Genomic DNA, 26,526 nt, shown 5'->3' with positions numbered 1-26,526 from the left:
GGACGCATGATGGAAAACACGATAGTAGAATTAAAGTTTTCGTTAGATACATTTTATTTTTTAATCTCAGGTATTTTAGTTATGTGGATGGCAGCAGGCTTTGCCATGCTGGAAGCGGGCTTAGTTCGCTCAAAAAATACCACTGAAATCTTAACTAAAAACGTAGCGCTATACGCCATTGCGTGTACCATGTTTTTGCTTGTTGGCTACAACATCATGTATGTAGACAACGCTGAAGGTGGCTTAGTCCCATCATTGGGCGCTTTAATTGGCACCCAAGCCGCGGATGCTGATCACTCTTTAGAGTCAGACTTTTTCTTCCAAGTTGTATTTGTTGCAACGGCGATGTCGATTGTTTCAGGTGCTGTTGCCGAACGTATGAAATTATGGGCATTCCTTGCATTTGCAGTCGTTCTAACTGGTTTTATCTATCCAGTCGAAGGATATTGGACATGGGGCGGTGGCTTCTTGTCTGAAATGGGCTTTGTTGATTTTGCAGGCTCTGCAATCGTGCATGGCACAGGTGCTGCCGCTGCGCTTGCTGGTGTATTAATGTTAGGTGCTCGTAAAGGTAAATATGGTAAAAACGGTGAAATTTACCCAATTCCAGGTTCTAACTTACCACTTGCTACACTTGGTACATTTATTTTATGGATGGGTTGGTTCGGCTTTAACGGTGGTTCGCAACTACTAATCTCTGATGCTGAAAATGCAACTGCGGTAGGTCAAATTTTATTAAACACTAACGCTGCTGCGGCAACGGGTGCTATTGCAGCATTGTTTGTATGTAAAGTTTTATGGGGTAAAGCAGATTTAACCATGGTATTAAACGGCGCACTTGCAGGCTTGGTTGTTATAACTGCTGACCCACTTTCTCCTTCACCAGTGATGGCCTGTGTATTAGGTATTTTAGGTGGCTCGTTGGTTGTGTTTAGTATCGTAGCACTGGACAAGGTTAAGATTGATGACCCAGTAGGTGCAATATCAGTGCACGGTGTGTGTGGTATCTTGGGTATTATTTTAGTGCCAGTATCAAACGCTGATGCCAGCTTTGTTAATCAAATTATTGGTCTAGTGTGTATTTTAGGTTTTGTATTTGTTGCTTCATTAGCTGTATGGGTTGTACTGAAAAAGACCATGGGTATCCGTGTTACCGAAGAAGAAGAGTTGAACGGTATGGATCAGCATGATTGTGGTATTGATGCATACCCTGAGTTTGTTTCTGTACGCAGTAACTAATAGCTCAAAATTGTAAAACTTCATTGTGTGTTCGAACAAAGCCCTAACATCTGTTAGGGCTTTTTTTGTCTCTAGTAGCAGTAATTTACGCTACCTACTAAGTAAATGATTGAAATTCAGCTCAACAAATAACTTATTACGTAGTGCAGGAGCTACTTTCAGTTTCAGTTAATTTCACAGGTGTTAGCGTGTATACCCAAAGCCCCCTTAAGATGCTAGTTTCAGTGGCTTGGATATATAGCTATATGCTAAGCTCGCATCTGTAAATTAACTTCTGGAAATACATAGCAACGTAATGGCTGATAAAAAACAACCACGAACACCAAAAACCCCAGCAAAGCGCTCTGCCAAAAAGACAGCTAATACGGCTAAAAGCAACTCAAAGAAAACAGCAAAAAAAAATCCATCTAACGCCCCTGCAAAGCGCAGCATTAAAAGAAAAACGGTATCTGTTTTTATCAAGCTAACTCTTGCTGGCATTGTAGCAATGGCACTTTATTTAATTTACTTGGATGCAAAAATAACGCGTCAGTTTGAAGGCAATAAATGGCAACTACCAGCACAAGTTTATGCGCGTGCTATGAGCTTTTATCCCGGGCAATTTTTGTCTGATCAAGAAGTGATGTGGGAACTTGATAGGTTAAACTATTCATCAGTTAATAAGTTAAGTCGCACCGGGCAATATATAAAAGCAGGCGATAGCATTAAAATTTATCGTCGTGAGTTTGAGTTTTTTGATGGCCTTGAAGATTCACAAGTAATTGAACTACGATTTGCTGGGCAGAAGTTAGCAACCATAAAAGATAAGTTTGGTCGTCGTTTGAATAGCGCGCGTTTAGAGCCCGTTCAAATTGCACGAATTGGTAATGATTCAAAACAAGATCGCGAGTTTGTCCCTCTAGATAAGTTTCCTCGGATGCTCAAAGACACCTTACTAGTTGTTGAGGATCAAAAGTTTTACGAGCACCATGGCGTATCTGTTTTATCAATAATGAGAGCGCTGTACAGCAATATTAAAGCGGGTAGAACAGTACAAGGTGGAAGTACGTTAACCCAGCAGTTAGCTAAGAATATTTATTTAACGCGTGACCGCACACTTATTCGTAAGTTTAATGAAGCACTTATAGCGCTGATCCTTGATTATCGTTACTCTAAAGATCAAATTTTAGAAGCATATTTGAATGAAGTATACCTTGGGCAATCATACAACCAAGGTGTGCATGGAATGGGGTTAGCTGCTGAGTTTTACTTTTCAAAACCCGTTGATGAGCTTGAGTACGACCAAATAGCGTTGTTGGTTGCTATGGTTAAAGGGCCTTCTTATTATAATCCGCGAAGGTACAGTGAACGTACGATGGAGCGCCGTGATCTGGTACTTCGTTTGATGGTCGATAATAAATTAATTAATACGCGCGAATACCGTGCTGCACTAAAGCGTCCTATTGATATCGCTCCAATGAAAGACAGTTTACCTAAGTCTTATCCTGGTTATTTAGAGCTGGTGGATCGTGAGTTGAAGCAACTTCTTCCTGATCAGGATGTACTTGACGCTGGCGTTCGGGTTTTCACCTATTTTGATTTACAAAAACAATCCGCGATGGAAGATTCCATCATTAAAAGCCTACCTTACCTAGAAAAACGTGCTACCACAGAGCAGTTAGAAGCTGCGATGATTTCAGTAAACGTTGAGAAGGGTGGGATTTCTGCATTGGTAGCAGGGCGGGATCCGCGCTTTTTAGGGTTTAACCGCGTGTTAGATACCAAGCGTAATATTGGCTCATTGGTTAAACCTGCGGTTTATTTATCGGCACTTGAGTCTACAAATTATAATTTGGCAACATTGTTGGATGATTCTCCCGTCCAGATCACTAATGAGCAAGGTCAAGTGTGGCAACCAGAGAATTTTGATCGCCAATATCGTGGCATGATGCCCATGCACAAAGCGTTTAGTAACAGTATTAATATTCCTGCAGTTAATCTAGGCTTAGATGTAGGGGTTGATAAAGTGGCCTCAACATTAACGAAGCTAGGTGCAAAAGGGCGTATTGATCAATACCCATCCTTACTTTTGGGCGCGATTGAAATGTCGAGTTTAGAGGTTGCTCAGCTTTATACAACACTTGCCGCAGATGGTGAATATAGAAAGCTTACTTCTATCTCTGCGTTGACAGATTCTGTCGGTAAAGTACTTTATCAGCATCAAGTAGAGTCAGAACCTCGCTTTGATAAAGCGTCTGTGTACATGACTAAATACGCCATGAAGCGGGTAACTAAAGATGGCACTGCTAAGCGGTTAAATGCGCACTTTCCATCAATTCAGTTAGCCGGTAAAACAGGCACCAGTAACGATTTACGTGATAGCTGGTTTGCAGGCTTTGATCAAAGCACTGTTACTGTTGCATGGCTAGGCCGTGATGATAATAAAAGCACAGGCTTGACGGGAAGTGTCGGGGCACTTGAGGCATATATTCGTTATTTAAAGCCACTCAATCCAGAATCAATAGCCGATACGCGCCCGCCGTCTATTCGATGGGCATTTGTTAATGAACAAACTGGCTTACAAGCACCGCCAGGCTGTGGCAAAGTTATTCAGCTGCCACTTAGAGCAAGTGAATTTGAACCGAGGCCACGCTGTCAGAATTAAACGCAGCTAATGTTATTTAGAGCATAAAAAAAGCCCGTAAGGGCTTTTTTTATGCTTAAACTATAGTTTAAAGTTTAGCAAATGCGCGTTCTGCAGCGGCGATAGTATCGGCAATTTCTTGCTCTGAGTGTTCAGAGCAAACAAAGCCCGCTTCAAATGCTGAAGGGGCTAAATATACACCTTCTTCAAGCATCAAGTGGAAGAACTTTTTAAAACGCTCTAAATCACACTGAGTTGCTTGTTGGTAAGTAGTTACTTTTTCTTGCTCAGTAAAGAAGAAGCCATACATGCCACCGGCGTAGTTAGTCGTCAGTGGAATGCCCGCTTTTTTAGCAGCTGCTTCAAAGCCTGCACATAGCGCTTTGCTTTTTGCTTCAAGCGCATCATGTAGGCCATCAACATCTAATAATTCAAGCGCTTTTAAGCCAGCAGCCATTGCGATTGGATTGCCTGACAGTGTCCCAGCCTGATATACCGGTCCTACTGGGGCAATGTAATCCATAATCTCAGTTTTACCGCCAAAAGCGCCTACAGGCATGCCGCCGCCAATAACTTTACCTAAACACGTTAGATCAGGTGTAATGTTGTAATAAGCTTGTGCGCCACCTAGCGCTACACGAAAGCCAGTCATAACTTCATCAAAGATAAGTACTGATTTATATTCGTCACAGACTGCGCGTAGGCCTTCTAAAAAGCCTTCTACAGGTGGAATACAGTTCATATTACCTGCTACTGGCTCAACAATAATACAAGCAATTTCGTCAGCGTATTTCGCAAAGATAGCCTTAACTTCGTCTAAGTTATTAAACGATACTGTTAAGGTATGTTTGGCGAAGTCTTCAGGGATACCCGGAGAGTTTGGTACACCCATTGTTAACGCGCCAGAACCGGCTTTAACCAATAATGAGTCAGCATGACCGTGGTAGCAGCCTTCAAACTTAAGTATTTTGTCACGACCAGTATAACCGCGTGCTAAACGAATCGCGCTCATTGTGGCTTCAGTGCCAGAGCTTACCATACGTACTTTTTCAATAGATGGTACCAGCTGCTTTACTTTTTCAGCCATGAAGATTTCGGTTTCGGTTGGCGCACCGTAGCTTAAACCATTTTCAACAGCGTCCAGTACCGCTTGCTTAATAGCAGGGTGATTGTGACCCATGATCATGGGTCCCCATGAACCAACGTAGTCAATATAACGGTTACCATCTGCATCAAAAGTAAACGGGCCTTGTGCTTTGGTAATAAATAAAGGCGTACCGCCTACGCCATTAAAGGCACGAACTGGTGAATTAACGCCACCCGGAATTGATGCTTGGGCGCGGGCAAATAAATCTTGGCTAATTGTCATGAATATTCCTATTGAGTTTTCATGGTTTATTTTGAAATAAAGTATTGCTTAACTGTTACGTTTACGGCTAAACCAAGGTACTTCAACTTCATACTTTTCAACTTTGTCTGCAACATCCAATGTTAATGCAAATAATGCCATGCGAATAAGCACGCCATTTTGTACTTGACGGAAAATAGCAAGATTATCATTACTATTTAAGTCGTTATCGAGTTCATTCGCTTCTAGGCGGCTGTCACGCGGTAACGGATGCATTAACACTGAGCTTGGCTTACAGTGCGCGTTGTAGATTGATTGACTTATGCGGAAACCTCCGCGGTATTTATTGGCTTCTTCTTGCGATGGGAAGCGCTCTTCTTGGATACGTGTTTGATACACGATATCAGCCGCTAGGTTACCTTCCATTTTATCAACGAGTTCAATCTTATGACCTGCATTATCAACAGCGTCTAAGATGTAACTTGGCATTTGTAAGCCATCAGGTGCGACCATCGAGAATTTTATATCTTTGTAATGACACAGCAATTTAGACAGTGAATGAACGGTACGACCGTATTTCAAATCACCAACCAACGCTATATGCATACCATCTATACCTTGTTCAAAGCGATTTAGTTCACGCTCAATCGTTAATAGATCAAGTAATGCTTGCGTTGGGTGCTCGTTAGGACCATCACCACCATTAATTACTGGCACAGAGCAACCTGTTGCAAACTCAGCAACGGAGCCTGCATCAGGGTGGCGCATCGCGACTGCATCGGCGTAAGCCGAGATCACACGGGCAGTGTCATAAAGTGATTCACCTTTTGCAAGAGCTGAGCTTTGCATGCCTGTGGTTTCACGAACAAGCCCACCTAACAAATTAAAAGCCGTACCAAAGCTCACTCGAGTACGCGTGCTTGGTTCAAAGAATAGGTTTGCTAAGATGGCGCCTTCTAATACATTGGTGCGTTTTTGCTTTTTAGCATACGGTTCCATTTTTTTGGCTACTGCAAAAATACGTTCAATACAGTCTCTGTCGAGCTGATTAACAGAAAGAATATTTTCACCTTGGAAACTTAACATTGGGTTATTCCTATTACATTGAAATGGGGGGCGATCAACCATGAATCATGGGCACGCAATCGCGCAATATTATACCCAAAACACCCTAAGATGCGAGTTTCTGCATCTTAGGGTGGTTTGGGTACGTAACTAATTTTTACAAGCTTGGTTTAGTTATGGCTAAAAATACAATAACAAGTAGTAGCAGTACTGGCAGCTCATTGAAAATACGATAAAAACGATCAGTGCGCTTATTTCTATCGTGTTTAAAGTCAGCTAATAACTTAAAGCAGTAGGCATGGTATGCATATAAAACAATTACAAGTACTAATTTATAGTGTAACCACATGCTGTATTTAAACCATTCTCGGCCATATTCTACAATCATCAGGACACCAAAAATAGTGGTTAAGAACGCAAAAGGAGTAACAAAAAACAGTAGTCTGCGCTCCATTATTTTAAGCATTGAGCTGCAGGATTTTTCTTCGGTCATTGCGTGGTAAACAAATAAACGAGGTAAGTAAAATATGCCCGCGAACCAGGCTATCATAAAAAATACATGCAAAGCTTTATAGACAAGTAAGGCACTCATAGAGATCTCTTTAATTGATTATAATAGGGTATTTCGTATCGTTAGAATGTGACGAATTTTATCCCAACGCATTATTCCCATAATTTGTTGGTTATCCATCAAATTATAAATATAGACAGCGCCAGAACGTTTATCTTTTAACAAGTCAAACGCATCGGCAAGTGTTGCTTGGCTGCTTAGTCCTTGAAGACAGATATAGTTGATAGAGATGTTTTGATCTGACATTAAACTCAAATCATACTCGGCTAATCGATAGCCGTTTTCAGCATCATGGACAATCAATGGCGTTTGGCTATCAAGGGCATCTAAGCTGGTTTTAATTTGTTCTTTATCATCACTGTAAAGCAGCTTAAATTGTTCGTCCATTTCATCCATCACCCCGACTTTTTGCAGGGCTTCTGTTGCTGGCGATATTTGATATTCTAGCCCTTGGAAATCTAACTGCTGCATGAAAATAGACCTGTTGCCAAATACTTGCAGAGCAGTTACGTAGGCGGTTGAAATTACCAACATGGCAGGCACAATTATTTCAGGACTCGATGTGAGCTCCATTACCGTGGTTAATGCCGCAAGAGGTGCATGTAATGTGGCCGCTAGTAAGCCTGCCATTCCTAATACGCTATAGGTGCCGGCAATATCTACACCTGGGCTTATAAACTGTGCGAAAAACGCCATGAGTGTACCCATTAAAACGCCAAGCCCAATGACCGGGCCAATGATCCCGCCAGGAATACCTAGGCCGATAGCAAATAAAGTTGCAAGAAGCTTTGCGATTAAGATAGTGGTTAAAAATTGCAGATCATCTGGAGACTCTATTGCTAGCGTAATTGCGCTCATACCTGAGCCCATGGCATGAGGTACTAAATAAGCAATTAACCCCGCAATAAGGCCTGCCAGTAATAGTCGCGGGAACATACTCAAAGGTTTAAAGGTACGAATGATCAACATTAGGTTTTGATTAAAAGCAAATGCAACCGCGCCAAGTGCCATACCAAAAACGATGAGGAACGGGTAGTGCCAGCCAGAAAGGGGAGTAATGGTGATCAAGGCTAATTCTGATGCATTACCAAAAACAAACTGCGTAGCCAGAGCACCAGTTACTGCTGCTAGCATAATTGGGACAAAGATATGTACTTTGTACTCTCTGAGTACTACTTCCATAACAAAAATTACAGCAGCTAAAGGTGTGTTAAAGGAGGCCGCTATCCCAGCTGCAACCCCACAACCGCTTAGTGTACGCATTGAGTTATGAGGCAAGTGTAGTCTGTCAGCGAGTAAACTTGCACCAGTCGCCCCTAAATGAACAGAAGGACCTTCTCGGCCAACAGAAAAACCACTGATCAATGCTAAAGCTCCCCCAACAAATTGGTTCACGGTATTATATAAAGGCATTTGACCGTAATGCTTTTTTATTCGGTGTATAACAAAAGGGATGCCTAAACGATAATGTTTAAAACCAGTAAGTGCTGCAAATGATGCGATTATTAATGCCGCTCCTATTGGAAGCAGCACACGTTCAAGAGTTGGCAGGGTGGTGAAGTCATCAGGCGTACTCAGAAATAAACTCTGGAAAAACATGATGGTGAGGCGAAAGAATATTATTAAAATTGCGGCAATTAGCCCTGCGCACACGCCAAGCAAGCATAGTTGAACAGATGTCTTAGGCTTTGCTAGTTGACGCCTCAGCGTTTCGAGCCACATGCATATTTCCTCACAGCACATTTTGAGTGGCAAGTTTACCAAATCAAACCTGTTAAGTCGTTGGCATTTTTAAAATATATTTCACATCGGAGTAGGTTTTTCTGACCTTTGATGATTGAACTTGTTTAACCCATGCTGAGCTCTTTGGCATTTATGCTGCGTTACCGCCAGTTTATAAGAAGCAGCTATATTAGTCGGGTAAGTTTTGCTTAAGAACTTAACGCATGGTTGAAAAATGAGTCTTGGTAGATAAATAGAACCTAATGATGAGAAGATACTGGGCCTGTTTCATTTAGTTTTTCTGAAATTGCCTTTGATAGCTCAGGGATCAGAGGGGCGTGGATTTTATTCAATATTGTATTAACTTTAATGTCTCTGAGCTTAAAAAAATTAAATTCTTTTTTAAGCTGCAACTGCATGTGTTCGGTTGCGGGGTAAATAATATAATCGGCTCTGCTTTTTTTCAGCATATTAAGAGAGCCTTCTATACTTTCGAGTTCGATAAGTTGGGCATTTATTGTGAATTCAGATAACAAAACTCGATTGTCTTGAGTACTTATAATTTTATTGCCGTGGGAGCTTAGTACATTGCTATTGCAGGGTAGGTTTTTTTTACACAATAAAGCGAGGCTGACAGTGCCAAGGCTAGGTTCGATTAACGCAATATTATCGTAATTTTGCATATTTTGGTTTGCTCGAACAACATCGCCGTCAACTATACCGGCATCAACTAGTAATAACCCACGTTTAGTCGGTGTTGTTTGAATCACTGTTTTGATACCTAAGTCTTTATAAATAGACTGCATAAACTCTGTAAATGGTTGTGCTGTAGGGACATCCACTTGTGTTAAAAGTAATTTTTTAGGTCTTCGATAATGAGTATGTTCATCATAAGAGGTTTGTAGAAATGTATTTAATTGATCAATTCGACTCAAGTTGTCTGGCGTATTTCGCAAAGCAAGTACCAGCGGCACATTACTAAATTGTGTGATTGTTTTTGGCAGTTTTAGTTGAAAACGTTGAGCCAAAAAGCGAATCACATTAGGTTCAACAATAGCAAGCTCAGAGTTATCCTCATTGAGCCTTCTCAGTAATGCTAAATCACTTTCAACGCTGATAACATTATTTGCGTAGCTAGTAATTAATTCAAAAGCAGATTTAGGGTATTTGTAATTATCAACGGTAATAATTTGGCTATTTGAAAAGACAGTATCAAGATCACTTTGGAGTTGATGAGAATAAGCTGCTACTACTGAAAGTTCAGATGTGGCTATTTTTTTAGATGAAACAAACCCTTCGTTTACTTCACTGGGCCAAGCAGGAAAGTAACCAACGTAGTTGGCGTTTCTAGCTATTCTTTGTGCTTCTAGCCACGGGTGATATTCAACTTTGAGCTTGATGTTGTTTTTCTTTAATAATGATCTTAGCTGAGCAATTGCATCACCGCCATTGGGCATATTTTTGCTCGCGTAGGGAGGCCATTCAAGTGAGGTAATTGTCCAGGTTTGTTGCTCGCCACTGACGCAAAAAGTGGGAAGTAACATTAATAAAAACCATATAAAAGTGGGTTTTAATAGCTGCATTTAAAACGAGAGTTTGTATTGAATATGCTAAGTATAGGGTACTTATGACAAATGGTTATTATTTTTTACTTTTTGTGAGTATCGCTTTATACCCTAACCAAAATGGTTAAGATGGGTGGATACTTGATTAAAACACTCGGGTATTAGATAATCACCGTAATTCAGGAATTGAGGGGTTGGGTATGTCAGAAGAATTACCGATTAAATTTAGTGACGCTGCGGCAATTCGCGTTAAACAATTAATTGATGAAGAAGAGAATCCTGAACTTAAACTACGTGTTTATGTTACAGGTGGTGGTTGTTCTGGTTTCCAATATGGTTTTACTTTTGACGAGAAAGCGAACCCAGGCGACTTAGAAATAGTGAAGAACGGGGTTACCTTAGTTGTTGATCCAATGAGTATTCAGTATTTAGTTGACGGTGAAGTTGATTATACAGAAGGATTAGAAGGGGCAAGATTTTTTGTTTCTAATCCAAATGCAACGACTACCTGTGGTTGTGGCGCTAGTTTTAGCGTATAACCTATCAAATAAATTAAGCCGCTATGCAGCGGCTTTTTAATTTTAGACTTTTTAATTAACTTTTCTGCCTGTAACTTACTCTCACTTTTACTTCCTTCCTTTTGGTTAGCAATTCTTCCTTGATTTTTAAGTTCTATCACACTCATTTGGCTACTAAATAGCACACCATTTTAATTAGTGCTGTTTTGCGTAAATATATGTTTGTTGGGTATCTTGTGCTGTAAATTGTTGTGAATAACAATATAGTGTTAGTCATCATCTTAAAGCGATAAATAAAAATAGATATTGAATGAAAAAGCATCCTAAACAATAGCTCTGATATTTAGCAGTACACCCAATTCTATAAAGGTTTAATTTAATCGTATTAGATCCAAAAAAGCATAAATTCAAAAGAAATGCTCACTTATTATAGTAAACCTCAGAGACTTTACGCATGATGCCTGTGTATTGATTTGTGTAAAAAATCAGCTTTTAGTGTGGAAAATCACCAGATGCTAATTCTGTGTGATTTGAATCATTAGAATAAAAAAGCCTAAGACAAGGGCTGAAAAGGCTAAAATGTATATAAAGCCTTTTTTACCTTGTTTGATAGGGACACCATTTTGTTTAAGAAAAAAGTACCAAATAATGCAAAGTACTACAGGTAATAAAAAGAGTAATCTAAACATAATTCCCTCAATTGGTTGTAAAACGTTCTTTTTAAATTTTAACTTATTGATTTTAATTTTAAAAATAATTCATCGCAAAGTGGGTTTAAAAAAATAAATTATTTGGTACATTAGTATTGAACGAATAATTTAATATTTTATTTGTTGTTCTATTAACAATAACTATTTTTATTCTTTAACTTTTAGTTTACCTTTAAGGTGAGCTCAAAGTTTTTTATTTCACATGCTTTTATATAGTATATAATGTATCCAAGAGTGAGACGGGCAAAATTTCATTCTTATTTTAATTTAATTCTAAATCATCTAGTAGGAGATGTTTTTTATGATGGGTAAAACAGTTTCTTCTGAAGAAAACTCAAAATTGACCAAGTGGCTAAAAGTAAAGCGCCACGAGAAAGGTCATACAATGCGTAGCCTTGCACAAGTATTAGGTACGCCGCATTCTTTCATCGGTAAAATTGAAAATCAAGAACGCCGTTTAGACGTGATTGAGTTTTTACGCTATTGCGATGCATTAGAAGTAGACCCGTATGAAGGGTTAGGCTTATTAAAAGAAGATTAATTCGTTAATCATTTTTTTTTGCGAGTGCAAGGAAGCGCTTCCACAAGCAAATTTATGTAATTAGCGCTTGTGATAAGTATTTTCCAGCTCATACAGTTTATGCCTTATTAGGTACAAAAATATTAAAGATGGTAATACCATCACTGCAGTTAAAATAAAGAATAACGACCAATTCCCATTTAGCCAATCATCTATTACCACACCACTGTAACTTGAAAGCAGCGTTCTACCTAGATTACCTAATGATGCAAGTAATGCATAATGTGTAGCACTAAACGCTCTATCACAAAGCATAGAGATAAACGCAACCATTGCAACTAAAGACCATGCTTGTGTAAAACCGTCGACCACAATTGCCATAGCATACAAATGCTCCTGAGGACCTGCAAGAGCTATCCATGAGAACATCAAGTTGGACGCGGCCATTGCTACACCACTAATAAACAAGCCTTTGACGATGCCGTACTTATGGTTAAATATACTCCCCAAAAATGCGAATATTATGGTGATTAGCCCTGTGCCCAGTTTTGAATAATTGGCAATTTGGGTGTTTGAAAAACCGACCTCTTTATAAAATACGATCGACATACGGGCGAGAAATGCTTCGCCAATTTTAAATAGGAATATAAAGGCAAGCAGCGCTATAGCTGTTTTTACCCCGTTTCGCGCGAAGAACGTCTTAAATGGATCTAAAACTGTTACGGCTAGCCAAGCAATAATTTTTGCTGATTTTGAGTGTGAGGTGCTATTGCTTGCAAGTTTTGCTTGGTAAATGCGCTCAAGTTCAGCATGGACGGCTTCACGATTTGAAACCGGCTCTTTAGCCCAAAAAACACAGCTCATTAGTAAGAGCATCAAAGCAGCTAGAAAGTAATATACTTGCGGCCAACCAATGCTGGGAATATCCGCCATATAAAAAGGAATAGCGCCCAGTAAGGCATAACCACTCCACCACCCAGATGTCGCCATTGCCGCAGCAGCAGTTGCTTTGTGGCTTTCGTTTTCATCGAGGGTATCAATCCTAAATGCATCGATGGCAATATCTTGTGTGGCTGATGCGATAGCAATTAATAAGCATAATGCAGCAGCGATAGCTAAGTGTTCTGTTATATTAAGTCCTGCTAAAAAAAGCACACCCAATAAGATAAAACCTTGGCAAAAAAGTATCCAGCTACGACGTTGTCCTAACCAATTATATAATAGAGGAAGTTTGATTCGATCAACTAAGGGCGACCATAAAAAGTTAATGCTATAGGCACCAAATACAATACCAAATAAGCCGATCATGCTGCGGCTTAAACCTTCGTCTTTTAACCAAGCAGACATTACCGAGCCAATCAGCACCCATGGAAAGCCGCTACTCATGCCAAATATAAAAACGTTAATTAGTCGTTTATCTTTAAAATAGGAGAAGTACTCAGATAGAGATAAGTTATTATTCATAACGCCTTCATTGGCAAAAGTAAGTAAAAGTAGGGCTTAGCGAAAGCCCTTTAAATTAGAGTGGTGTTGGCTCTAAAACAGCCATATTTAAAATTACCACAGGTGTCTTTGGTACAAAGTCGTAGCCTATTTTTTCATTAAAGCCGGTTTCAACTTGCATGATTTTATCTAAGGTTTCATACCCATCCATTACCATACCAAATACCGCAAAGCCCCATTCGCGGCCAGGGTTAAGATGGTCATTGTCATCCATATTAAAAAAGAATTGCCGAGTACCAGAGTGTGGTTGGCGGTCTTGGTAAGCCATAGCAATGCTATACATGTCATTTTTTGAACCATTACCGCTTTCATTAAAAATAGGGTCGCCTTCGTAAACGCCATCGTATTCTTTGTCATACCCTCCGCCTTGGATTACAAAGTCACGCTCGTTGTCAATATCGCGTTCAACACGGTGGAATACGGTACCGTTGTAGCTGCCATCCATTACATACGTTAAAAAGTTATTGACGGTAATAGGGGCTTTAGAGCGATCCATCTCAATGATGATTTTACCCATCGTTGTACTGATTTCCACTCGAGGGAACATATTGTTTTTTTGCACAAAACGCCCTTCAGTTGCAGCTGTTATGTCTTGGCTAATAAATAACAATGCAAAAAATAAAAAAATACGTTTCATATTTAACCTTCTAAAAATGCTAACAATTCTGGGTCTGATACCATGCGGGTTATTAACTGCTCAGTCAACTTATTGAGCTGACCTTCAATTTTTGCTCTATCGTGACCAAGTGGTGCTTCTAAACTGGCATTACCACGGTACGTTTTACTAAAGTTGCTGGTACTTCTAATAACGCGTAAACCCAGTTCGATTTTTGCATCACTGGTGTGAGTTAGCATTTTTTCAGTAACCACGGCCTGAAGTGTATGGATATCAACCTCAAATCTTGTCGTTGCTAGATTTGATATGCTGGCACCGTTTCGGCTCAACGCACTATCAATCAGACTTTTTATTGATTCTGTTAAGCCTTGGCTTGCGATTGTTTGTGTTTTATCGTCGTTAATTAATTTAAGCGTGGCGCTATCGCCTCTTAAATCGATTACACTGGTGCTCAGGCTTTGGCTGATTGAGCTTATTTTTCCGCCCTGATATGAAGGGTTAAGAATCATTTGATTAGGTTGGCTACTGCATCCGCCAAGGGCTAATAAAACACAGCAAGGTAATAGGTAGTTTTTCATAGTTATAGCATCCCATTATTTTTAGTTGCACTTAAAACAACAAACTTTTTATTTGATCCAAGTAACTGGCAATTGCCAAACATGCGCTTTAGTTTGTCATGATAATCTAAATGACGGTTTCCAATAATACGTAGTTCACCACCATTTTTTAAGGTGTCTTTCGCTTGTTTAAACATCTGCCATGCAATATGGTCTGTGACAGCTTGTGCTTGGTGAAAAGGCGGATTACATAAAACCACATCAACACTTTCACGCTCAAAACCAGTCAAACAATCATTTTCGATAAATGAACACTGCTCAAATTTATCTTCCATATTGAGCTCTATGTTTAATCGTGCTGACTCAACCGCCATGTATGACTCGTCAACAAATGTCATTTCAGCATTGGGGCAACGCGATAAGGTCATTAAACCAACCACACCATTACCACAGCCTAGATCAATAATTTTTTTTGTTTTAGTAGTTTGAGGTAAATAGTTAAAAAAGAACCGTGCACCAATATCTAAAGAATCTCGAGAAAACACATTTGCATGATTACTAATGGTATAGTCAGTGCCTTCAAGTGGCCAATTAACGGGAAAGTCTGCGGCTTTATATCCACCCTGAGCACTGCTGATTATTAAACGAGACTTTTTTACTGCTAAGCTGGTTTTCGTTTCGCCAATATAATGTTCAAACGCTTTAATCGTCGAATTATGTATATCTTTAGTTTTACCCGCAGCGATGACTGGCGTTCCTGGGTTAAGTACCTCACTTAACTCTGATAATTGGTATTGCATAAAGCCAAGAGTGCGCGGTACTTTTAAAATAACTAAGTCAATATCATCAGGCAATGCTGATAAGCTATCGAGTTGACTAAATGAATGAGTCGAAACTTTGTTCTCAGCTAAATTGTATGCCGCTGCTTGGTGACTAATGTAAGAGTCATTGACTGAACAAACTGTTAATCCTTGTTTAGAAAAATAACACGATAAAGCGCCAAAGCTATCATTAAAAATCAGTAATGAGCGACAACTAGGATAATGTTCAGTAACATAGTCAATAAGGTATTCGTCAGCTGAATCCCAAGCTTGAAGGCTACGGTTCTTTTGATCTAATGGAAAACGTTCAAGAGTAAAGGTTGTTTCGCCGAGCTGTGCTTGCGTTGTCATAATAGTTAAGTGATCAGAATCAAATGATAGGTAAATTCTAACATGCAACGGCCAAACGCCAACCCCCAACAGCTACCAAATGGCTTTTCTTACCAAAGAAGTGCGCTCAGTGGGCAAAAAAGTCTCGATTTATTTTATTATTTGCAGCAAAACCTACCATGGCAACAGCCAGTAACGACTGTTTATGGAAAAACGGGGCCTATTCCACGGCTACAATGTTTTATTAGTGATAGTAATATTGAATATGGCTATTCGCAGAGTAAATTAGTGGTAGAGCCATGGCCTGATGTGCTTCTGGCCATGCGAAAACGACTAGAGCATCATTTACAGCAACCTTTTAACTCTTTATTGATAAACTATTATCGTGATGGCAACGACACGATGGGCTGGCACAGTGATGATGAAATTGAACTTGGCGCACAACCCACCATTGTATGTATTTCTCTTGGCGCAGAGCGTGCACTAAAAATAAAAAATAAAACGAGTAATAAAGTGAGCGAAATAAAATTACACAGTGGCAGCTGTTTAGTTATGCATGGTGATAGTCAGCGCGATTACCAACATGCAATTGCTAAGAAAACGACATTAATTCACCCCCGTATAAGTTTAACCTTCAGATATATAAAGCAAACCAGGTAGCTGTAATTTTGTTAGCCAAGGCGCTTGGCAACTTGTTATAGTAATGCAACAAATCAGTTTTAAAGTGATCTTTTTATGTCAATGCAAGAACAAATACAAAGCAAAATCGCAGACGCAATAGCTTGTAAGCACCTCAACGTAGTTAACGAAAGTCATATGCACAGCCGTGGTGAAGATTCACACTTTAAAGTGATTGTTGTTAGTGAAGAATTTAGCGGTAAACGCTTGTTACAGCGCCACCGTCAAATAAATGAAATTTTAAAAGACGAATTAGCAAATCATATTCATGCATTGGCAATTCACACATTTACACCCGAAGAATTCAGTGAGCAAAGCGGTCAGATTGCCGACTCGCCGAGTTGCTTAGGTGGCTCTAAGTTAGATTAATGGTCAGGTTTGACAGTTAACATTACTGATCAGACCTGTGTTTTTACGATTAGCCTTTAAACTAGCGCTAATTTTTATTGAGATAGATATAGGATGATCAATGGTCATTAAGCCTAAAATTCGCGGATTCATCTGTACAAACGCCCACCCAGCAGGCTGTGCAGAGCATGTACAAGAACAAATTAACTATGTAAAACAACAAGGAGCATTAAAAAATGCACCTAAAAATGTATTAGTTATAGGTGCGTCTACAGGCTATGGCCTTGCCTCACGCATTACGGCTGCGTTTGGCGGCGGTGCTAAAACTCTAGGTATTTTCTTTGAAAAAGAAGGCACTGAGCGTAAAACAGGTTCAGCAGGTTGGTATAACACGGCAGCATTTCAAAATGCCGCAGATGAAGCAGGCCTATGGTCTAAAAATATTAATGGCGATGCGTTCTCAAACGAAATTAAACAAAAAGCGATTGATACAATTAAAGCTGACTTAGGTAAAGTTGATTTAGTCATCTACAGCCTTGCATCTCCACGTCGTACCGACCCAAATACGGGTGAAACATTCTCTTCTACACTTAAGCCAATTGGCGATTCAGTTACGACTAAAAACCTTAATACGTCAAAGCGTGAAATTGATGAAATAACAGTAGAAGCAGCAAGCCAAGACGATATCGATAACACCATTAAAGTGATGGGCGGTGAAGATTGGGAAATGTGGATTGATGCACTTAAAGAAGCTGACGTACTTGCTGATAACTTTAAAACCAGTGCTTATACTTACATTGGTAAAGAGCTAACATGGCCAATTTACGGTCATGCAACAATTGGTAAAGCAAAAGAAGACTTAGACCGTGCAACTGTGGCTATTAAAGAGTCTACCAAAGCATTAAACGGTGAAGCGTATGTCTCTTCACTTAATGCGGTTGTTACACAAGCAAGCTCTGCAATTCCGATTATGCCACTTTACATTTCTGCACTATTTAAAGTGATGAAAGCAGATGGCACCTATGAAGGTACGATAGAGCAGATTCATGCTTTATTTACCGAGAATCTCTATGGTGATTCACCACGCTTTGATGATGGCGGGCATTTATTCCAAAACTACAAAGAGTTGGAAGATGATGTTCAAGCGCGTATTCAAGCCGTGTGGGATAGCGTAACCACAGAAACAATCGATGAGTTAACCGATTATGTTGGTTACCACAATGAATTTTTACGCTTATTTGGCTTTGGTATCGACAGCGTTGATTACGATCAAGATGTAGAGTCTATTGCAAACATTACGAACATGATTGACTAATTTTGTTCGTTCATTAAAAAAGTCGCTGCGGCGACTTTTTTAATGCCTGTATTTTATTGTTAGGTTTATTTACAGCTATTTACTGTTTAATTCTTATCCTTACTCGCGAGCAATTGCACTTTGGTCTATATTGAATTTTATTCAAATGTGACTATTGAGCTAAATTACTGCTCCTGTCGTATAAATTTCATATTTCCACTCGCATAGTGACCCTGATTGATGTTAAAATTCGGGCAATATATGTGAGGAGTTTTACTGCGTTGCTTGTTTTGTATCCTAAACAGGCAGTTCTTTGATATCTTGAATTTGCTCGGTAATCAAAATGGCGACGTGGTTGGTACGATTTTTCAGTTTCTTTCCGTTAATGTAGTGCAAGTGCGTATGATCAACATAAAAAAAGGTCTGGACTTACCCATAGAGGGCGCACCTCAGCAAGTTATTCATGATGGCTCTGCCGTCAAACGTGTAGCTGTGCTAGGTGAAGAGTTTATTGGTATGCGTCCAACCATGCATGTTCGTGTGGATGACCAAGTCAAAAAAGGCCAGGTACTTTTTGAAGATAAAAAGAACCCAGGCGTATTATTTACTGCCCCAGCTGCTGGTACAGTAAAAGAAATTAATCGTGGTGCAAAACGTGTGCTGCAATCTGTTGTTATTGAAATAAACGGCAGTGAGCAAATCACCTTTGACTCTTTCAAGGCAGATGAGCTTTCGAGCATCGACCGTGAAAAAGCCAAAGAAGTACTTATTCAGTCAGGTCAATGGACGGCACTTCGTGTGCGCCCATTCAGCAAAGTAGCGGCTGTGGATGCAAATCCTAGTTCTATTTTTGTGACGGCTATCGACACAAACCCATTAGCTGCAGATCCTGCGGTTATTATTGCCGAAAATGCGCAAGCATTTGAAGCGGGTCTTGCTGTGGTATCTCGTTTAACTGACGGTAAAGTATTTGTTTGTAAACAAGCAGGTAGCCAAGTACCTAGTTCATCAATCCCTCAAGTAGAAGTACATGAGTTTGGTGGCGTACATCCGGCTGGCCTTGTTGGCACACATATCCATCACTTAGACGCTGTTTCTGCTAGCAAACAAGTTTGGCATATCGGTTACCAAGACGTTATTGCGTATGGTCACTTATTCCTTACTGGTGAAATTAGTACAGACCGTGTTATTTCTCTAGCTGGTCCTCGCGTTAAGAACCCACGTTTAGTTAAAACTCAACTAGGTGCTTCGCTGGACGATTTAGTAGCGGGTGAATTAGAAGACGGCGATAACCGTGTTATCTCTGGTTCTGTTTTATCTGGTTCTACGTCTGCTGGTCCTCAAGCGTTTTTAGGTCGTTATCATGTTCAAGTATCAGTTTTACTTGAAGGTCGCGAAAAAGAACTGTTTGGTTGGATTCGCCCAGGTAGTGATAAATTCTCTGTAACACGTACTTTCTTGTCTCACCTTACACCAAGTCGTTTATTTAAAATGACAACGTCTACAGGTGGTTCAAAGCGTGCCATGGTGCCAATGGGTAACTATGAGCGTGTTATGCCGTTAGATATTCTTCCAACGCCTTTATTACGTGATCTAATTTCTCGTGATTTGGATGGTGCTATCACATTAGGTGCACTAGAGCTTGATGAAGAAGATTTAGCGTTATGTACCTTCGTTTGTCCAGGTAAATACGAGTATGGTTCAATCCTACGCGATTGCTTGACTACAATCGAGAAAGAGGGCTAGAGAGATGGGTTTAAAGAAATTTCTTGAAGATATCGAGCCGCATTTTGAAGCCGGTGGTAAACATGAAAAGTGGTATGCCCTGTATGAAGCAGCAGCAACTATTTTTTACACCCCTGGTTACGTAAATAAAGGCGCGACACACGTACGCGATAACATCGACCTAAAACGCATGATGATTTTAGTGTGGATGGCAACATTCCCAGCGATGTTTTTTGGTATGTTCAATATCGGTCATCAGGCCGCCGGTGCATTAGCACAAGGTTTTGAACTAGCAAATTCTTGGCAAGTTGGTTTGTTTCAGTTATTTGGTGGTGAATTAACTGCTAACTCAGGCTGGGGCGCTAAAATGTTCTACGGGGCATGTTTCTTCTTGCCTATATACGCAGTGACATTTGCCGTGGGTGGTTTCTGGGAAGTGTTGTTTGCTTCAGTGCGTAAGCATGAAGTAAACGAAGGTTTCTTCGTAACCTCTGTATTGTTTGCACTTATTCTTCCTGCAACTATTCCATTATGGCAAGTGGCGTTGGGTATCACGTTCGGTGTTGTAATCGCTAAAGAAATCTTTGGTGGTACTGGCCGTAACTTCCTAAACCCTGCGCTTGCTGGTCGTGCGTTTTTATTCTTCGCATATCCTGCACAAATTTCAGGTGACACAGTATGGACAGCAGTAGACTCGTTCTCTGGTGCAACTATGCTAGGCCAAGCGTTTGTTGGCTCACTTGATTACAGCAACATGGCTCTTTGGTTGAATGCGTTTTACGGTTTCATCCAAGGTTCAGTAGGTGAAACATCTACCCTTGCAGTGATGATCGGTGGCTTGTTCTTAATCTACGTTCGAATTGCTTCATGGCGCATCGTGCTAGGTGTATTCCTAGGTATGGTTGCAACTGCATTCTTATTAAATGCAATTGGTTCAGACACTAACCCTGTATTTGCAATGCCTTGGCATTGGCACTTAGTGTTGGGTGGTTTTGCCTTTGGTATGTTCTTCATGGCGACTGACCCAGTGTCTGCGGCATTTACAGACAAAGCAAAATTCGCATATGGCGCACTTATTGGTGTGATGGTAGTAATGATTCGTGTAGTAAATCCTGCTTTCCCTGAAGGCATGATGCTAGCAATCTTGTTTGCTAACTTATTTGCTCCATTATTCGATCACTTTGTAGTGCAAGCTAATATCAAGCGGAGGTTGGCACGTAATGTCTAGTAATAACGAATCAATCGGCAAAACGCTAACCGTTGTTGTAGCACTTTGTTTAGTGTGTGCAATCATCGTATCGTTTGCTTCAGTTCAGCTTCGCCCTTTACAGCAAGCTAACAAAACACAAGATATTCAAAAGAACATCTTGGCTGCAGCGGGTATCGACGCAGTTGAAAATATCTCTGATACGTTTAACGCTAAAATCGAAGCGCGTGTTGTAGATATGAACACGGGTGAGTTTGTTGCAACAGACCCAAATAGCTTTGACTTTGAGAAAAGTAAATTCGACCAAAAAATCAGTATTGCTCTCAAAGCTAACGGTATTAAAGATATCGCTGGTATTCAGCGTATGACTACTGAGTCACCAGTTTACATCTCTAAAAAGCCTGACGGCTCTACAGATGCTATCATTTTACCAATCCAAGGTTACGGCCTTTGGGGTGTAATGTATGGTTTCTTAGCGCTTGAAAGCGATGCTGAAACTGTTAAAGATATTAACTTTTATAAGCACAACGAGACTCCAGGCTTGGGTGGCGAAATTCAAAACCCACAATGGACAGCAATGTGGAGCGGTAAAGAGTTACCAATCAATATTGTGAAAAGTGGCGCTAAAAATGAGCATCAAGTTGATGGCTTATCAGGTGCAACTTTAACGTCAAATGGTGTTGATCACGCAGTTGATTTTTGGACTGGCGAAAACGGCTTTGGTCCTTTCCTTGCGAAGGTACGTGAAGGAGCGTTGAAATAATGGCTGATACTAAAGAAATGAAGTCGGTTCTATTTGGACCGGTATTCGCAAATAACCCAATCGCACTACAAGTACTTGGTGTTTGTTCTGCGCTTGCAGTAACGTCTAGCTTAAAAAATGCATTAATCATGTCAATCGCATTGACATTGGTAACAGCGTTCTCAAGCTTATTTATTTCTATGATCCGTAACCAGATCCCGTCATCTGTACGTATCATAGTGCAAATGACTATCATTGCATCGTTAGTAATCGTGGTTGACCAAGTATTACAAGCCTTCTCTTACGCTACGGCAAAAGAGTTGTCGGTATTCGTTGGTCTAATTATTACTAATTGTATAGTAATGGGTCGTGCAGAAGCATACGCAATGAAATCACCACCTATCATGTCATTCCTTGATGGCATCGGTAATGGTCTTGGTTATTCAGTAGTGTTACTGACTGTTGGCTTTATTCGTGAGCTATTTGGTAAAGGTACATTGTTTGGCGCTGACATCATCCCGCTTGTACAGGATGGTGGTTGGTATCAACCTATGGGTCTATTGATTTTACCACCTAGCGCATTCTTCATTATTGGTTTATTCATTTGGGTACTTCGTACTTATAAGAAAGACCAAGTAGAAGCGAAAGGGTAAGGGGCAGACAATGGAACATTATATTAGTTTATTCGTAAAAGCGGTTTTCATTGAAAACTTAGCGTTAGCCTTCTTCCTAGGTATGTGTACTTTCCTTGCAGTATCAAAGAAAGTAACAACATCTATCGGCCTAGGTGTGGCAGTTATCGTGGTATTGGGTATCTCAGTACCAGTTAACAACTTGGTTTACCATGCGGTTCTTGCACCAGGTTCACTTGAGTGGCTTGGCTACCCTGAAGCAGACCTTAGCTTTTTACGTTTCTTAACTTTCATCGGTGTTATCGCAGCATTGGTGCAAATCTTAGAAATGGCATTAGATAAGTTCTTCCCTGCACTTTATAACGCGTTAGGTATCTTCTTACCGTTGATCACAGTTAACTGTGCAATCTTCGGTGCGGTAGCTTTCATGGTAGAGCGTAACTATAACTTCGGCGAGTCTGTGGTTTATGGTATCGGTTCTGGTGTAGGTTGGGCGCTAGCAATAACATTACTTGCTGGTATTCGTGAGAAAATGAAGTACTCAGACGTGCCTGATGGCCTACGTGGTTTAGGTATTACCTTCATCACAGTTGGCTTGATGGGTCTTGGCTTTATGTCATTCTCTGGTATTTCACTTTAATAGGTCGCGAGGATAAATCATGAGTTATGAGATTTTCTTAGGCGTTGGTGTTTTCATCGCTATCGTTGTAATACTTGTTTTAGTCATCATTGGTGCTAAATCTAAGTTAGTTGCAAGCGGTGATATCATTATCGGCGTAAATGGCGATCCAGATAAAGCCATTAAAACATCTGCAGGTAGTAAGCTATTAGGTGCGCTATCTGAGTCAGGTATTTTCGTTTCATCTGCATGTGGTGGCGGTGGCTCTTGTGGTCAGTGTCGTGTACACATCAAAGAAGGTGGCGGTGATATCTTACCAACAGAGCTTGATCACATTTCTAAAGGTGAAGCCCGTGAAGGCTGTCGTTTAGCGTGTCAGGTAAATGTTAAGACTGACATGGAAATTGAACTTGAAGAGTCGATTTTCGGTGTTAAAAAATGGGATTGTGAAGTTATCTCTAACGATAACAAAGCAACTTTCATTAAAGAACTTGTGCTACAAATTCCAGATGGTGAGTCAGTACCGTTCCGTGCCGGTGGTTATATTCAAATTGAAGCCCCTGCGCATCACGTTAAATATGCTGATTTCGATGTACCAGAAGAGTACCGTGGCGATTGGGATCATTTTGGTTTCTTCAACCTAGAGTCAAAGGTAGACGAAGAAACAATTCGTGCTTACTCAATGGCTAACTACCCGGAAGAAGAAGGCATCATTATGCTTAACGTGCGTATTGCTGCTCCACCGCCAAGAGATTTAAGCTTACCTTGTGGTAAAATGTCATCGTACATTTGGTCACTAAAACAAGGTGATAAAGTAACTATCTCAGGTCCATTTGGTGAGTTCTTTGCAAAAGACACTGACGCTGAAATGGTATTCGTAGGTGGTGGTGCTGGTATGGCGCCAATGCGTTCACATATCTTTGACCAACTTAAGCGCTTAAACTCTAAGCGTAAGATGAGCTTCTGGTATGGTGCACGTTCTAAGCGTGAAATGTTCTATGTAGAAGACTTTGACGGCCTAGCAGCTGAAAACGATAACTTCGTATGGCATACAGCACTTTCAGATCCACAACCTGAAGATAACTGGGAAGGCTACACTGGCTTTATCCATAACGTGTTATTTGAGAACTATCTTAAAGATCACGAAGCGCCGGAAGATTGTGAGTTCTACATGTGTGGTCCTCCAATGATGAACGCCGCAGTTATCACTATGTTGAAAGACTTAGGTGTTGAAGACGAAAATATCTTACTAGATGATTTCGGTGGCTAACACTGATACCAAAACACGTTAGTTTTGGTTAGAATATGAGCCTCGTAGCAATGTTTGTTACGAGGCTTTTTTTATTTCAAATTTTAAGTAGGCTGCCATGAATAAAGTATTTCACCCGCAGGCACTCGTTGCCTTTTTGTTTATTTTTCTCACTCTATTCATATCAGGTTGTGGCCAAAGTGATGAGCCTAAAGAGCTTTACCTTGAAGGTAGAACCATGGGGACAACATACAATATTAAGGTTTTTGCAAAACAAGACAAGTTGGACTCGCTTAATTTACTTCCTGAGGTAGAACAATTGCTAAAAGGCGTGAATCAATCTATGTCGACCTATATTAAAGATTCAGAGATAAATAACTTTAATCGCATACCTGCAGGCCAAGTCATGCCGATCAGCGCTGATTTTAGAGCGGTTGTCGCAGAGTCTATTCGCTTAGGTGAGTCGACAAAAACGTTAGATGTCACCATGGGTCCATTAATTGATTTATGGGGGTTTGGTCCTGATAAAAAGCCAACTAAACGCCCAGCGGACGAAGAATTAGCTAACATGATAGCTAAAATAGGTGTAGATAAATTAACACTGACTGAGCAGGGGTTAGCAAAAACGATTGATGGCTTAGAGCTTTCGTTTTCTGCGACAGCTAAAGGGTATGGCATTGATAAAGTAGCAGAGCTGCTAGAAAGTCACGGATTAACAGATTATATGGTTGAAATAGGTGGTGAGCTGCGTATTTCTGGTAAAAAGCCTAATGAAAAGAATTGGCGCATAGCGATTGAACAGCCGGATGCTGAGCCTGGTACGCGCCAAGTGCACCTTATTTTAGCGCCAGGTAACAATGGCATGGCGACATCGGGTGATTACCGAATATTTTATGAAATGGATGGTGAGACTTACAGTCATTTGATTGATCCCGTTACAGGTATGCCAACTCGCCATGATCTTGTATCAGTAACTGTATTGCACCCATCAGCAATGACAGCCGATGGCCTTGCTACTGCATTGACTATTATGGGTATGGATAAAGCCCAAGCGTATGCAGAAAAAAATGATTTAGCGGTCTATCTTATTGCTAAATCGAAGGATGGTTTAGTGACTTATTCGAGCCCAGCATTTAAACCCTATTTGTAGCCAAGCGCAAAGCGGTTTATAATACATTCAGCTTGGCTACGTTAGCCAAGCACATTTTTATTGCTGAATAATAGGGGCTAAGCAATGTCACTTTTTCTTCTTACTTTTGGTTTACTTATATTAATTGTCGCAGCAATGGCCATTGGCATGATCATGCAGAAAAAATCTATGGCGAGCAGCTGTGGTGGCCTAGGCTCAGTAGGTATTGACAAAGCCTGCGATTGTGACGACCCATGTGACAAGCGTAAAAAGCGCATGGCAAAAGAGCAAATTTGGAAAGAAAACCAAATTTTATAAGCTCGATAGACTAGAGTAAAAAGCGCCTCTTTTAAAACCGGCGCTTTTTTTGTATCTTTTTAGAGTCAGGGTCCATGAAACCATTTTCAACTAAAGTGTACTTTTTACGTCACGGTGAGCTTGAACAGCAAAATGTATTAGCTGGGCGCAGCGACTTTAAGTTGAGTAAAAAAGGTGTTCAGGAGTTAGAATATACAGTTGCAGGGCTTTGCGATATCACGACTGTAACAAGCTCTCCTCTAAAGCGTTGTAGGCAATTTGCTCAACAGTTTGCTGATACTCGGCAACTCCCATTCAATATAGACAGTGCAATTGCTGAGTATGATTTTGGTGATTGGGACGGACAAAGTTATGAAGACCTTTGGCAACAAGGCAGCTCACCGACAATCGGAGAGTTCTGGCAAAACCCTTGGCATATCACTCCCCCCAATGGCGAATCTATGAACGCGTTTTATAGCCGAGTTGAAACGTGGTGGCAACAATTATTAGCGGTGATCAGCACACAAAACACAGGGCCTCACTTGGTCATAACCCACGCTGGCGTTATTAAACAACTGTTAGCTATTTTATGTCAGCTTCCTCGTGAATCGCTTATTAGCCAAAATGTGTTTTCAATCTCTTATGCAGGTCTTATTTGTGTTGATGTTTTCATTGATGAACAAGGTGAAGCTTGGCCTAAAATTGTTTTCTAAGCTGTTTTTAGCCATCTAGAAAGATATTAATTGAAATATAAACTCACCCGCTCATAATAGAGAGGTATTTAGGAATGAGGTGTAAGTCCTCAACTGTTCCCGCAACTGTAAGTCACAACCGTGATAAGTCAGATACTAAATACGTATAACTTATTTTATTCATTGAGCGGGTAAACTCACCTTCT

The 26,526-nt window shown here is 40.4% G+C and carries 25 protein-coding genes and 1 riboswitch; of the genes, 16 read left to right on the top strand and 9 right to left on the bottom strand.

Annotated elements, in window-relative coordinates; genetic code table 11:
- Window positions 1-9: 9 nt before the first annotated feature.
- Together ACHUE3_RS09810 and mrcB are read left to right on the top strand one after the other, a co-directional pair.
- A complete protein-coding gene (locus ACHUE3_RS09810) occupies window positions 10-1,239 on the top strand; it encodes an ammonium transporter (protein ID WP_394192528.1) in 1,230 nt (409 codons plus the stop codon).
- A gap of 295 nt (window positions 1,240-1,534) precedes the next feature.
- Window positions 1,535-3,883, top strand: coding sequence for a penicillin-binding protein 1B (gene mrcB / locus ACHUE3_RS09805; protein WP_394192287.1), 2,349 nt, complete (start codon window positions 1,535-1,537; stop codon window positions 3,881-3,883).
- Between the two features lie 67 nt (window positions 3,884-3,950).
- Here mrcB and hemL read toward each other — a convergent pair whose 3' ends face one another.
- From hemL to ACHUE3_RS09780, 5 genes are all read right to left on the bottom strand, one after another.
- Window positions 3,951-5,231 carry a glutamate-1-semialdehyde 2,1-aminomutase gene (gene hemL, locus ACHUE3_RS09800; protein ID WP_394192286.1) on the bottom strand — a complete coding sequence of 427 codons (1,281 nt, stop codon included), beginning with the start codon at window positions 5,229-5,231 and terminating at the stop codon, window positions 3,951-3,953.
- Window positions 5,232-5,279: 48 nt separating this feature from the next.
- Window positions 5,280-6,296: an aspartate carbamoyltransferase gene (locus ACHUE3_RS09795; protein ID WP_394192285.1), complete on the bottom strand. Its 1,017-nt coding sequence runs from the start codon at window positions 6,294-6,296 to the stop codon at window positions 5,280-5,282.
- Window positions 6,297-6,432: 136 nt separating this feature from the next.
- Window positions 6,433-6,867, bottom strand: a complete 435-nt coding sequence (locus ACHUE3_RS09790) for a CopD family protein (RefSeq protein ID WP_394192284.1) — start codon at window positions 6,865-6,867, stop codon at window positions 6,433-6,435.
- A gap of 18 nt (window positions 6,868-6,885) precedes the next feature.
- Complete coding sequence (locus ACHUE3_RS09785; protein ID WP_394192283.1) at window positions 6,886-8,568, bottom strand: chloride channel protein; 1,683 nt, start codon at window positions 8,566-8,568, stop codon at window positions 6,886-6,888.
- Between the two features lie 260 nt (window positions 8,569-8,828).
- Entirely contained in the window at window positions 8,829-10,112 is a 1,284-nt protein-coding gene (locus ACHUE3_RS09780; RefSeq protein WP_394192282.1) for a type 2 periplasmic-binding domain-containing protein, read from the bottom strand.
- Between the two features lie 221 nt (window positions 10,113-10,333).
- Between ACHUE3_RS09780 and erpA the strand changes: the two genes are divergently transcribed.
- A complete protein-coding gene (gene erpA, locus ACHUE3_RS09775; protein ID WP_099294890.1) occupies window positions 10,334-10,672 on the top strand; it encodes an iron-sulfur cluster insertion protein ErpA in 339 nt (112 codons plus the stop codon).
- Window positions 10,673-11,662: 990 nt separating this feature from the next.
- Window positions 11,663-11,902: a helix-turn-helix domain-containing protein gene (locus ACHUE3_RS09770; protein WP_058560149.1), complete on the top strand. Its 240-nt coding sequence runs from the start codon at window positions 11,663-11,665 to the stop codon at window positions 11,900-11,902.
- A gap of 60 nt (window positions 11,903-11,962) precedes the next feature.
- Here ACHUE3_RS09770 and ACHUE3_RS09765 read toward each other — a convergent pair whose 3' ends face one another.
- Genes ACHUE3_RS09765 through ACHUE3_RS09750 form a run of 4 tightly spaced genes read right to left on the bottom strand, consistent with a single transcriptional unit; the run spans window position 11,963 to window position 15,729 of the window.
- On the bottom strand, window positions 11,963-13,345 hold the full coding sequence (locus tag ACHUE3_RS09765) for an AmpG family muropeptide MFS transporter (RefSeq protein ID WP_394192281.1): 1,383 nt from the start codon (window positions 13,343-13,345) through the stop codon (window positions 11,963-11,965).
- Window positions 13,346-13,400: 55 nt separating this feature from the next.
- Complete coding sequence (locus ACHUE3_RS09760) at window positions 13,401-14,021, bottom strand: peptidylprolyl isomerase (RefSeq protein WP_394192280.1); 621 nt, start codon at window positions 14,019-14,021, stop codon at window positions 13,401-13,403.
- Window positions 14,022-14,023: 2 nt separating this feature from the next.
- Window positions 14,024-14,578, bottom strand: a complete 555-nt coding sequence (locus ACHUE3_RS09755) for a YajG family lipoprotein (RefSeq protein ID WP_394192279.1) — start codon at window positions 14,576-14,578, stop codon at window positions 14,024-14,026.
- Window positions 14,579-14,580: 2 nt separating this feature from the next.
- The gene (locus ACHUE3_RS09750; RefSeq protein ID WP_394192526.1) at window positions 14,581-15,729 is read right to left on the bottom strand and encodes a methyltransferase; all 1,149 of its coding nucleotides are present in this window, start codon (window positions 15,727-15,729) and stop codon (window positions 14,581-14,583) included.
- A gap of 42 nt (window positions 15,730-15,771) precedes the next feature.
- Between ACHUE3_RS09750 and ACHUE3_RS09745 the strand changes: the two genes are divergently transcribed.
- The 12 genes from ACHUE3_RS09745 (at window position 15,772) to ACHUE3_RS09690 (ending at window position 26,341) form a co-directional block, all read left to right on the top strand.
- Window positions 15,772-16,368 carry an alpha-ketoglutarate-dependent dioxygenase AlkB family protein gene (locus ACHUE3_RS09745; RefSeq protein WP_394192278.1) on the top strand — a complete coding sequence of 199 codons (597 nt, stop codon included), beginning with the start codon at window positions 15,772-15,774 and terminating at the stop codon, window positions 16,366-16,368.
- A gap of 75 nt (window positions 16,369-16,443) precedes the next feature.
- Window positions 16,444-16,755 (top strand): BolA family protein, encoded by a 312-nt coding sequence (locus ACHUE3_RS09740; protein ID WP_394192277.1) that lies wholly within the window; start codon window positions 16,444-16,446, stop codon window positions 16,753-16,755.
- Window positions 16,756-16,855: 100 nt separating this feature from the next.
- Window positions 16,856-18,049 carry an enoyl-ACP reductase FabV gene (fabV, locus tag ACHUE3_RS09735; RefSeq protein ID WP_394192276.1) on the top strand — a complete coding sequence of 398 codons (1,194 nt, stop codon included), beginning with the start codon at window positions 16,856-16,858 and terminating at the stop codon, window positions 18,047-18,049.
- Window positions 18,050-18,430: 381 nt separating this feature from the next.
- Entirely contained in the window at window positions 18,431-19,774 is a 1,344-nt protein-coding gene (locus tag ACHUE3_RS09730; protein WP_394192275.1) for a Na(+)-translocating NADH-quinone reductase subunit A, read from the top strand.
- Between the two features lie 4 nt (window positions 19,775-19,778).
- Window positions 19,779-20,981, top strand: coding sequence for an NADH:ubiquinone reductase (Na(+)-transporting) subunit B (locus tag ACHUE3_RS09725; protein WP_394192274.1), 1,203 nt, complete (start codon window positions 19,779-19,781; stop codon window positions 20,979-20,981).
- Complete coding sequence (locus ACHUE3_RS09720) at window positions 20,974-21,723, top strand: Na(+)-translocating NADH-quinone reductase subunit C (RefSeq protein ID WP_394192273.1); 750 nt, start codon at window positions 20,974-20,976, stop codon at window positions 21,721-21,723. Before ACHUE3_RS09725 ends, ACHUE3_RS09720 begins: the two co-directional genes overlap by 8 nt.
- Entirely contained in the window at window positions 21,723-22,355 is a 633-nt protein-coding gene (locus ACHUE3_RS09715) for an NADH:ubiquinone reductase (Na(+)-transporting) subunit D (protein ID WP_099294880.1), read from the top strand. The genes ACHUE3_RS09720 and ACHUE3_RS09715 overlap by 1 nt, the downstream gene beginning before the upstream one ends.
- A gap of 10 nt (window positions 22,356-22,365) precedes the next feature.
- Window positions 22,366-22,974 (top strand): NADH:ubiquinone reductase (Na(+)-transporting) subunit E, encoded by a 609-nt coding sequence (nqrE, locus tag ACHUE3_RS09710; RefSeq protein WP_058560140.1) that lies wholly within the window; start codon window positions 22,366-22,368, stop codon window positions 22,972-22,974.
- A 19-nt stretch (window positions 22,975-22,993) separates the two neighbouring features.
- Window positions 22,994-24,223 (top strand): NADH:ubiquinone reductase (Na(+)-transporting) subunit F, encoded by a 1,230-nt coding sequence (gene nqrF, locus ACHUE3_RS09705; protein WP_099294879.1) that lies wholly within the window; start codon window positions 22,994-22,996, stop codon window positions 24,221-24,223.
- Between the two features lie 97 nt (window positions 24,224-24,320).
- On the top strand, window positions 24,321-25,352 hold the full coding sequence (locus tag ACHUE3_RS09700; RefSeq protein ID WP_394192272.1) for an FAD:protein FMN transferase: 1,032 nt from the start codon (window positions 24,321-24,323) through the stop codon (window positions 25,350-25,352).
- 84 nt (window positions 25,353-25,436) lie between these two features.
- The gene (gene nqrM, locus ACHUE3_RS09695; protein ID WP_099294877.1) at window positions 25,437-25,649 is read left to right on the top strand and encodes a (Na+)-NQR maturation NqrM; all 213 of its coding nucleotides are present in this window, start codon (window positions 25,437-25,439) and stop codon (window positions 25,647-25,649) included.
- Between the two features lie 74 nt (window positions 25,650-25,723).
- The gene (locus ACHUE3_RS09690; protein ID WP_394192271.1) at window positions 25,724-26,341 is read left to right on the top strand and encodes a histidine phosphatase family protein; all 618 of its coding nucleotides are present in this window, start codon (window positions 25,724-25,726) and stop codon (window positions 26,339-26,341) included.
- A gap of 27 nt (window positions 26,342-26,368) precedes the next feature.
- A riboswitch (cobalamin riboswitch) is annotated at window positions 26,369-26,495 on the top strand.
- Window positions 26,496-26,526 lie beyond the last annotated feature (31 nt).

Source organism: Pseudoalteromonas atlantica, from assembly GCF_043641955.1.
Taxonomy (GTDB): domain Bacteria; phylum Pseudomonadota; class Gammaproteobacteria; order Enterobacterales; family Alteromonadaceae; genus Pseudoalteromonas; species Pseudoalteromonas atlantica_A.
The sequence above is the reverse complement of the archived record's forward strand: the minus strand, read 5'-3'. Positions and strand labels throughout refer to the sequence as shown.

Excerpts from the sequence above, each read along its gene's own strand:
- mrcB (WP_394192287.1), top strand. The coding sequence starts at position 1,535 with ATGGCTGATAAAAAACAACCACGAACACCAAAAACCCCAGCAAAGCGC.
- ACHUE3_RS09745 (WP_394192278.1), top strand. The coding sequence starts at position 15,772 with ATGCAACGGCCAAACGCCAACCCCCAACAGCTACCAAATGGCTTTTCT.
- fabV (WP_394192276.1), top strand. The coding sequence starts at position 16,856 with ATGGTCATTAAGCCTAAAATTCGCGGATTCATCTGTACAAACGCCCAC.
- ACHUE3_RS09750 (WP_394192526.1), bottom strand. The coding sequence starts at position 15,729 with ATGACAACGCAAGCACAGCTCGGCGAAACAACCTTTACTCTTGAACGT.
- ACHUE3_RS09755 (WP_394192279.1), bottom strand. The coding sequence starts at position 14,578 with ATGAAAAACTACCTATTACCTTGCTGTGTTTTATTAGCCCTTGGCGGA.
- ACHUE3_RS09730 (WP_394192275.1), top strand. The coding sequence starts at position 18,431 with ATGATCAACATAAAAAAAGGTCTGGACTTACCCATAGAGGGCGCACCT.
- ACHUE3_RS09715 (WP_099294880.1), top strand. The coding sequence starts at position 21,723 with ATGGCTGATACTAAAGAAATGAAGTCGGTTCTATTTGGACCGGTATTC.
- erpA (WP_099294890.1), top strand. The coding sequence starts at position 10,334 with ATGTCAGAAGAATTACCGATTAAATTTAGTGACGCTGCGGCAATTCGC.
- ACHUE3_RS09765 (WP_394192281.1), bottom strand. The coding sequence starts at position 13,345 with ATGAATAATAACTTATCTCTATCTGAGTACTTCTCCTATTTTAAAGAT.
- ACHUE3_RS09725 (WP_394192274.1), top strand. The coding sequence starts at position 19,779 with ATGGGTTTAAAGAAATTTCTTGAAGATATCGAGCCGCATTTTGAAGCC.
- ACHUE3_RS09785 (WP_394192283.1), bottom strand. The coding sequence starts at position 8,568 with ATGTGGCTCGAAACGCTGAGGCGTCAACTAGCAAAGCCTAAGACATCT.
- ACHUE3_RS09690 (WP_394192271.1), top strand. The coding sequence starts at position 25,724 with ATGAAACCATTTTCAACTAAAGTGTACTTTTTACGTCACGGTGAGCTT.
- ACHUE3_RS09780 (WP_394192282.1), bottom strand. The coding sequence starts at position 10,112 with ATGTTACTTCCCACTTTTTGCGTCAGTGGCGAGCAACAAACCTGGACA.
- ACHUE3_RS09740 (WP_394192277.1), top strand. The coding sequence starts at position 16,444 with ATGTCAATGCAAGAACAAATACAAAGCAAAATCGCAGACGCAATAGCT.
- nqrF (WP_099294879.1), top strand. The coding sequence starts at position 22,994 with ATGAGTTATGAGATTTTCTTAGGCGTTGGTGTTTTCATCGCTATCGTT.
- nqrM (WP_099294877.1), top strand. The coding sequence starts at position 25,437 with ATGTCACTTTTTCTTCTTACTTTTGGTTTACTTATATTAATTGTCGCA.
- ACHUE3_RS09760 (WP_394192280.1), bottom strand. The coding sequence starts at position 14,021 with ATGAAACGTATTTTTTTATTTTTTGCATTGTTATTTATTAGCCAAGAC.
- ACHUE3_RS09795 (WP_394192285.1), bottom strand. The coding sequence starts at position 6,296 with ATGTTAAGTTTCCAAGGTGAAAATATTCTTTCTGTTAATCAGCTCGAC.
- ACHUE3_RS09790 (WP_394192284.1), bottom strand. The coding sequence starts at position 6,867 with ATGAGTGCCTTACTTGTCTATAAAGCTTTGCATGTATTTTTTATGATA.
- ACHUE3_RS09770 (WP_058560149.1), top strand. The coding sequence starts at position 11,663 with ATGATGGGTAAAACAGTTTCTTCTGAAGAAAACTCAAAATTGACCAAG.
- ACHUE3_RS09810 (WP_394192528.1), top strand. The coding sequence starts at position 10 with ATGGAAAACACGATAGTAGAATTAAAGTTTTCGTTAGATACATTTTAT.
- nqrE (WP_058560140.1), top strand. The coding sequence starts at position 22,366 with ATGGAACATTATATTAGTTTATTCGTAAAAGCGGTTTTCATTGAAAAC.
- hemL (WP_394192286.1), bottom strand. The coding sequence starts at position 5,231 with ATGACAATTAGCCAAGATTTATTTGCCCGCGCCCAAGCATCAATTCCG.
- ACHUE3_RS09700 (WP_394192272.1), top strand. The coding sequence starts at position 24,321 with ATGAATAAAGTATTTCACCCGCAGGCACTCGTTGCCTTTTTGTTTATT.
- ACHUE3_RS09720 (WP_394192273.1), top strand. The coding sequence starts at position 20,974 with ATGTCTAGTAATAACGAATCAATCGGCAAAACGCTAACCGTTGTTGTA.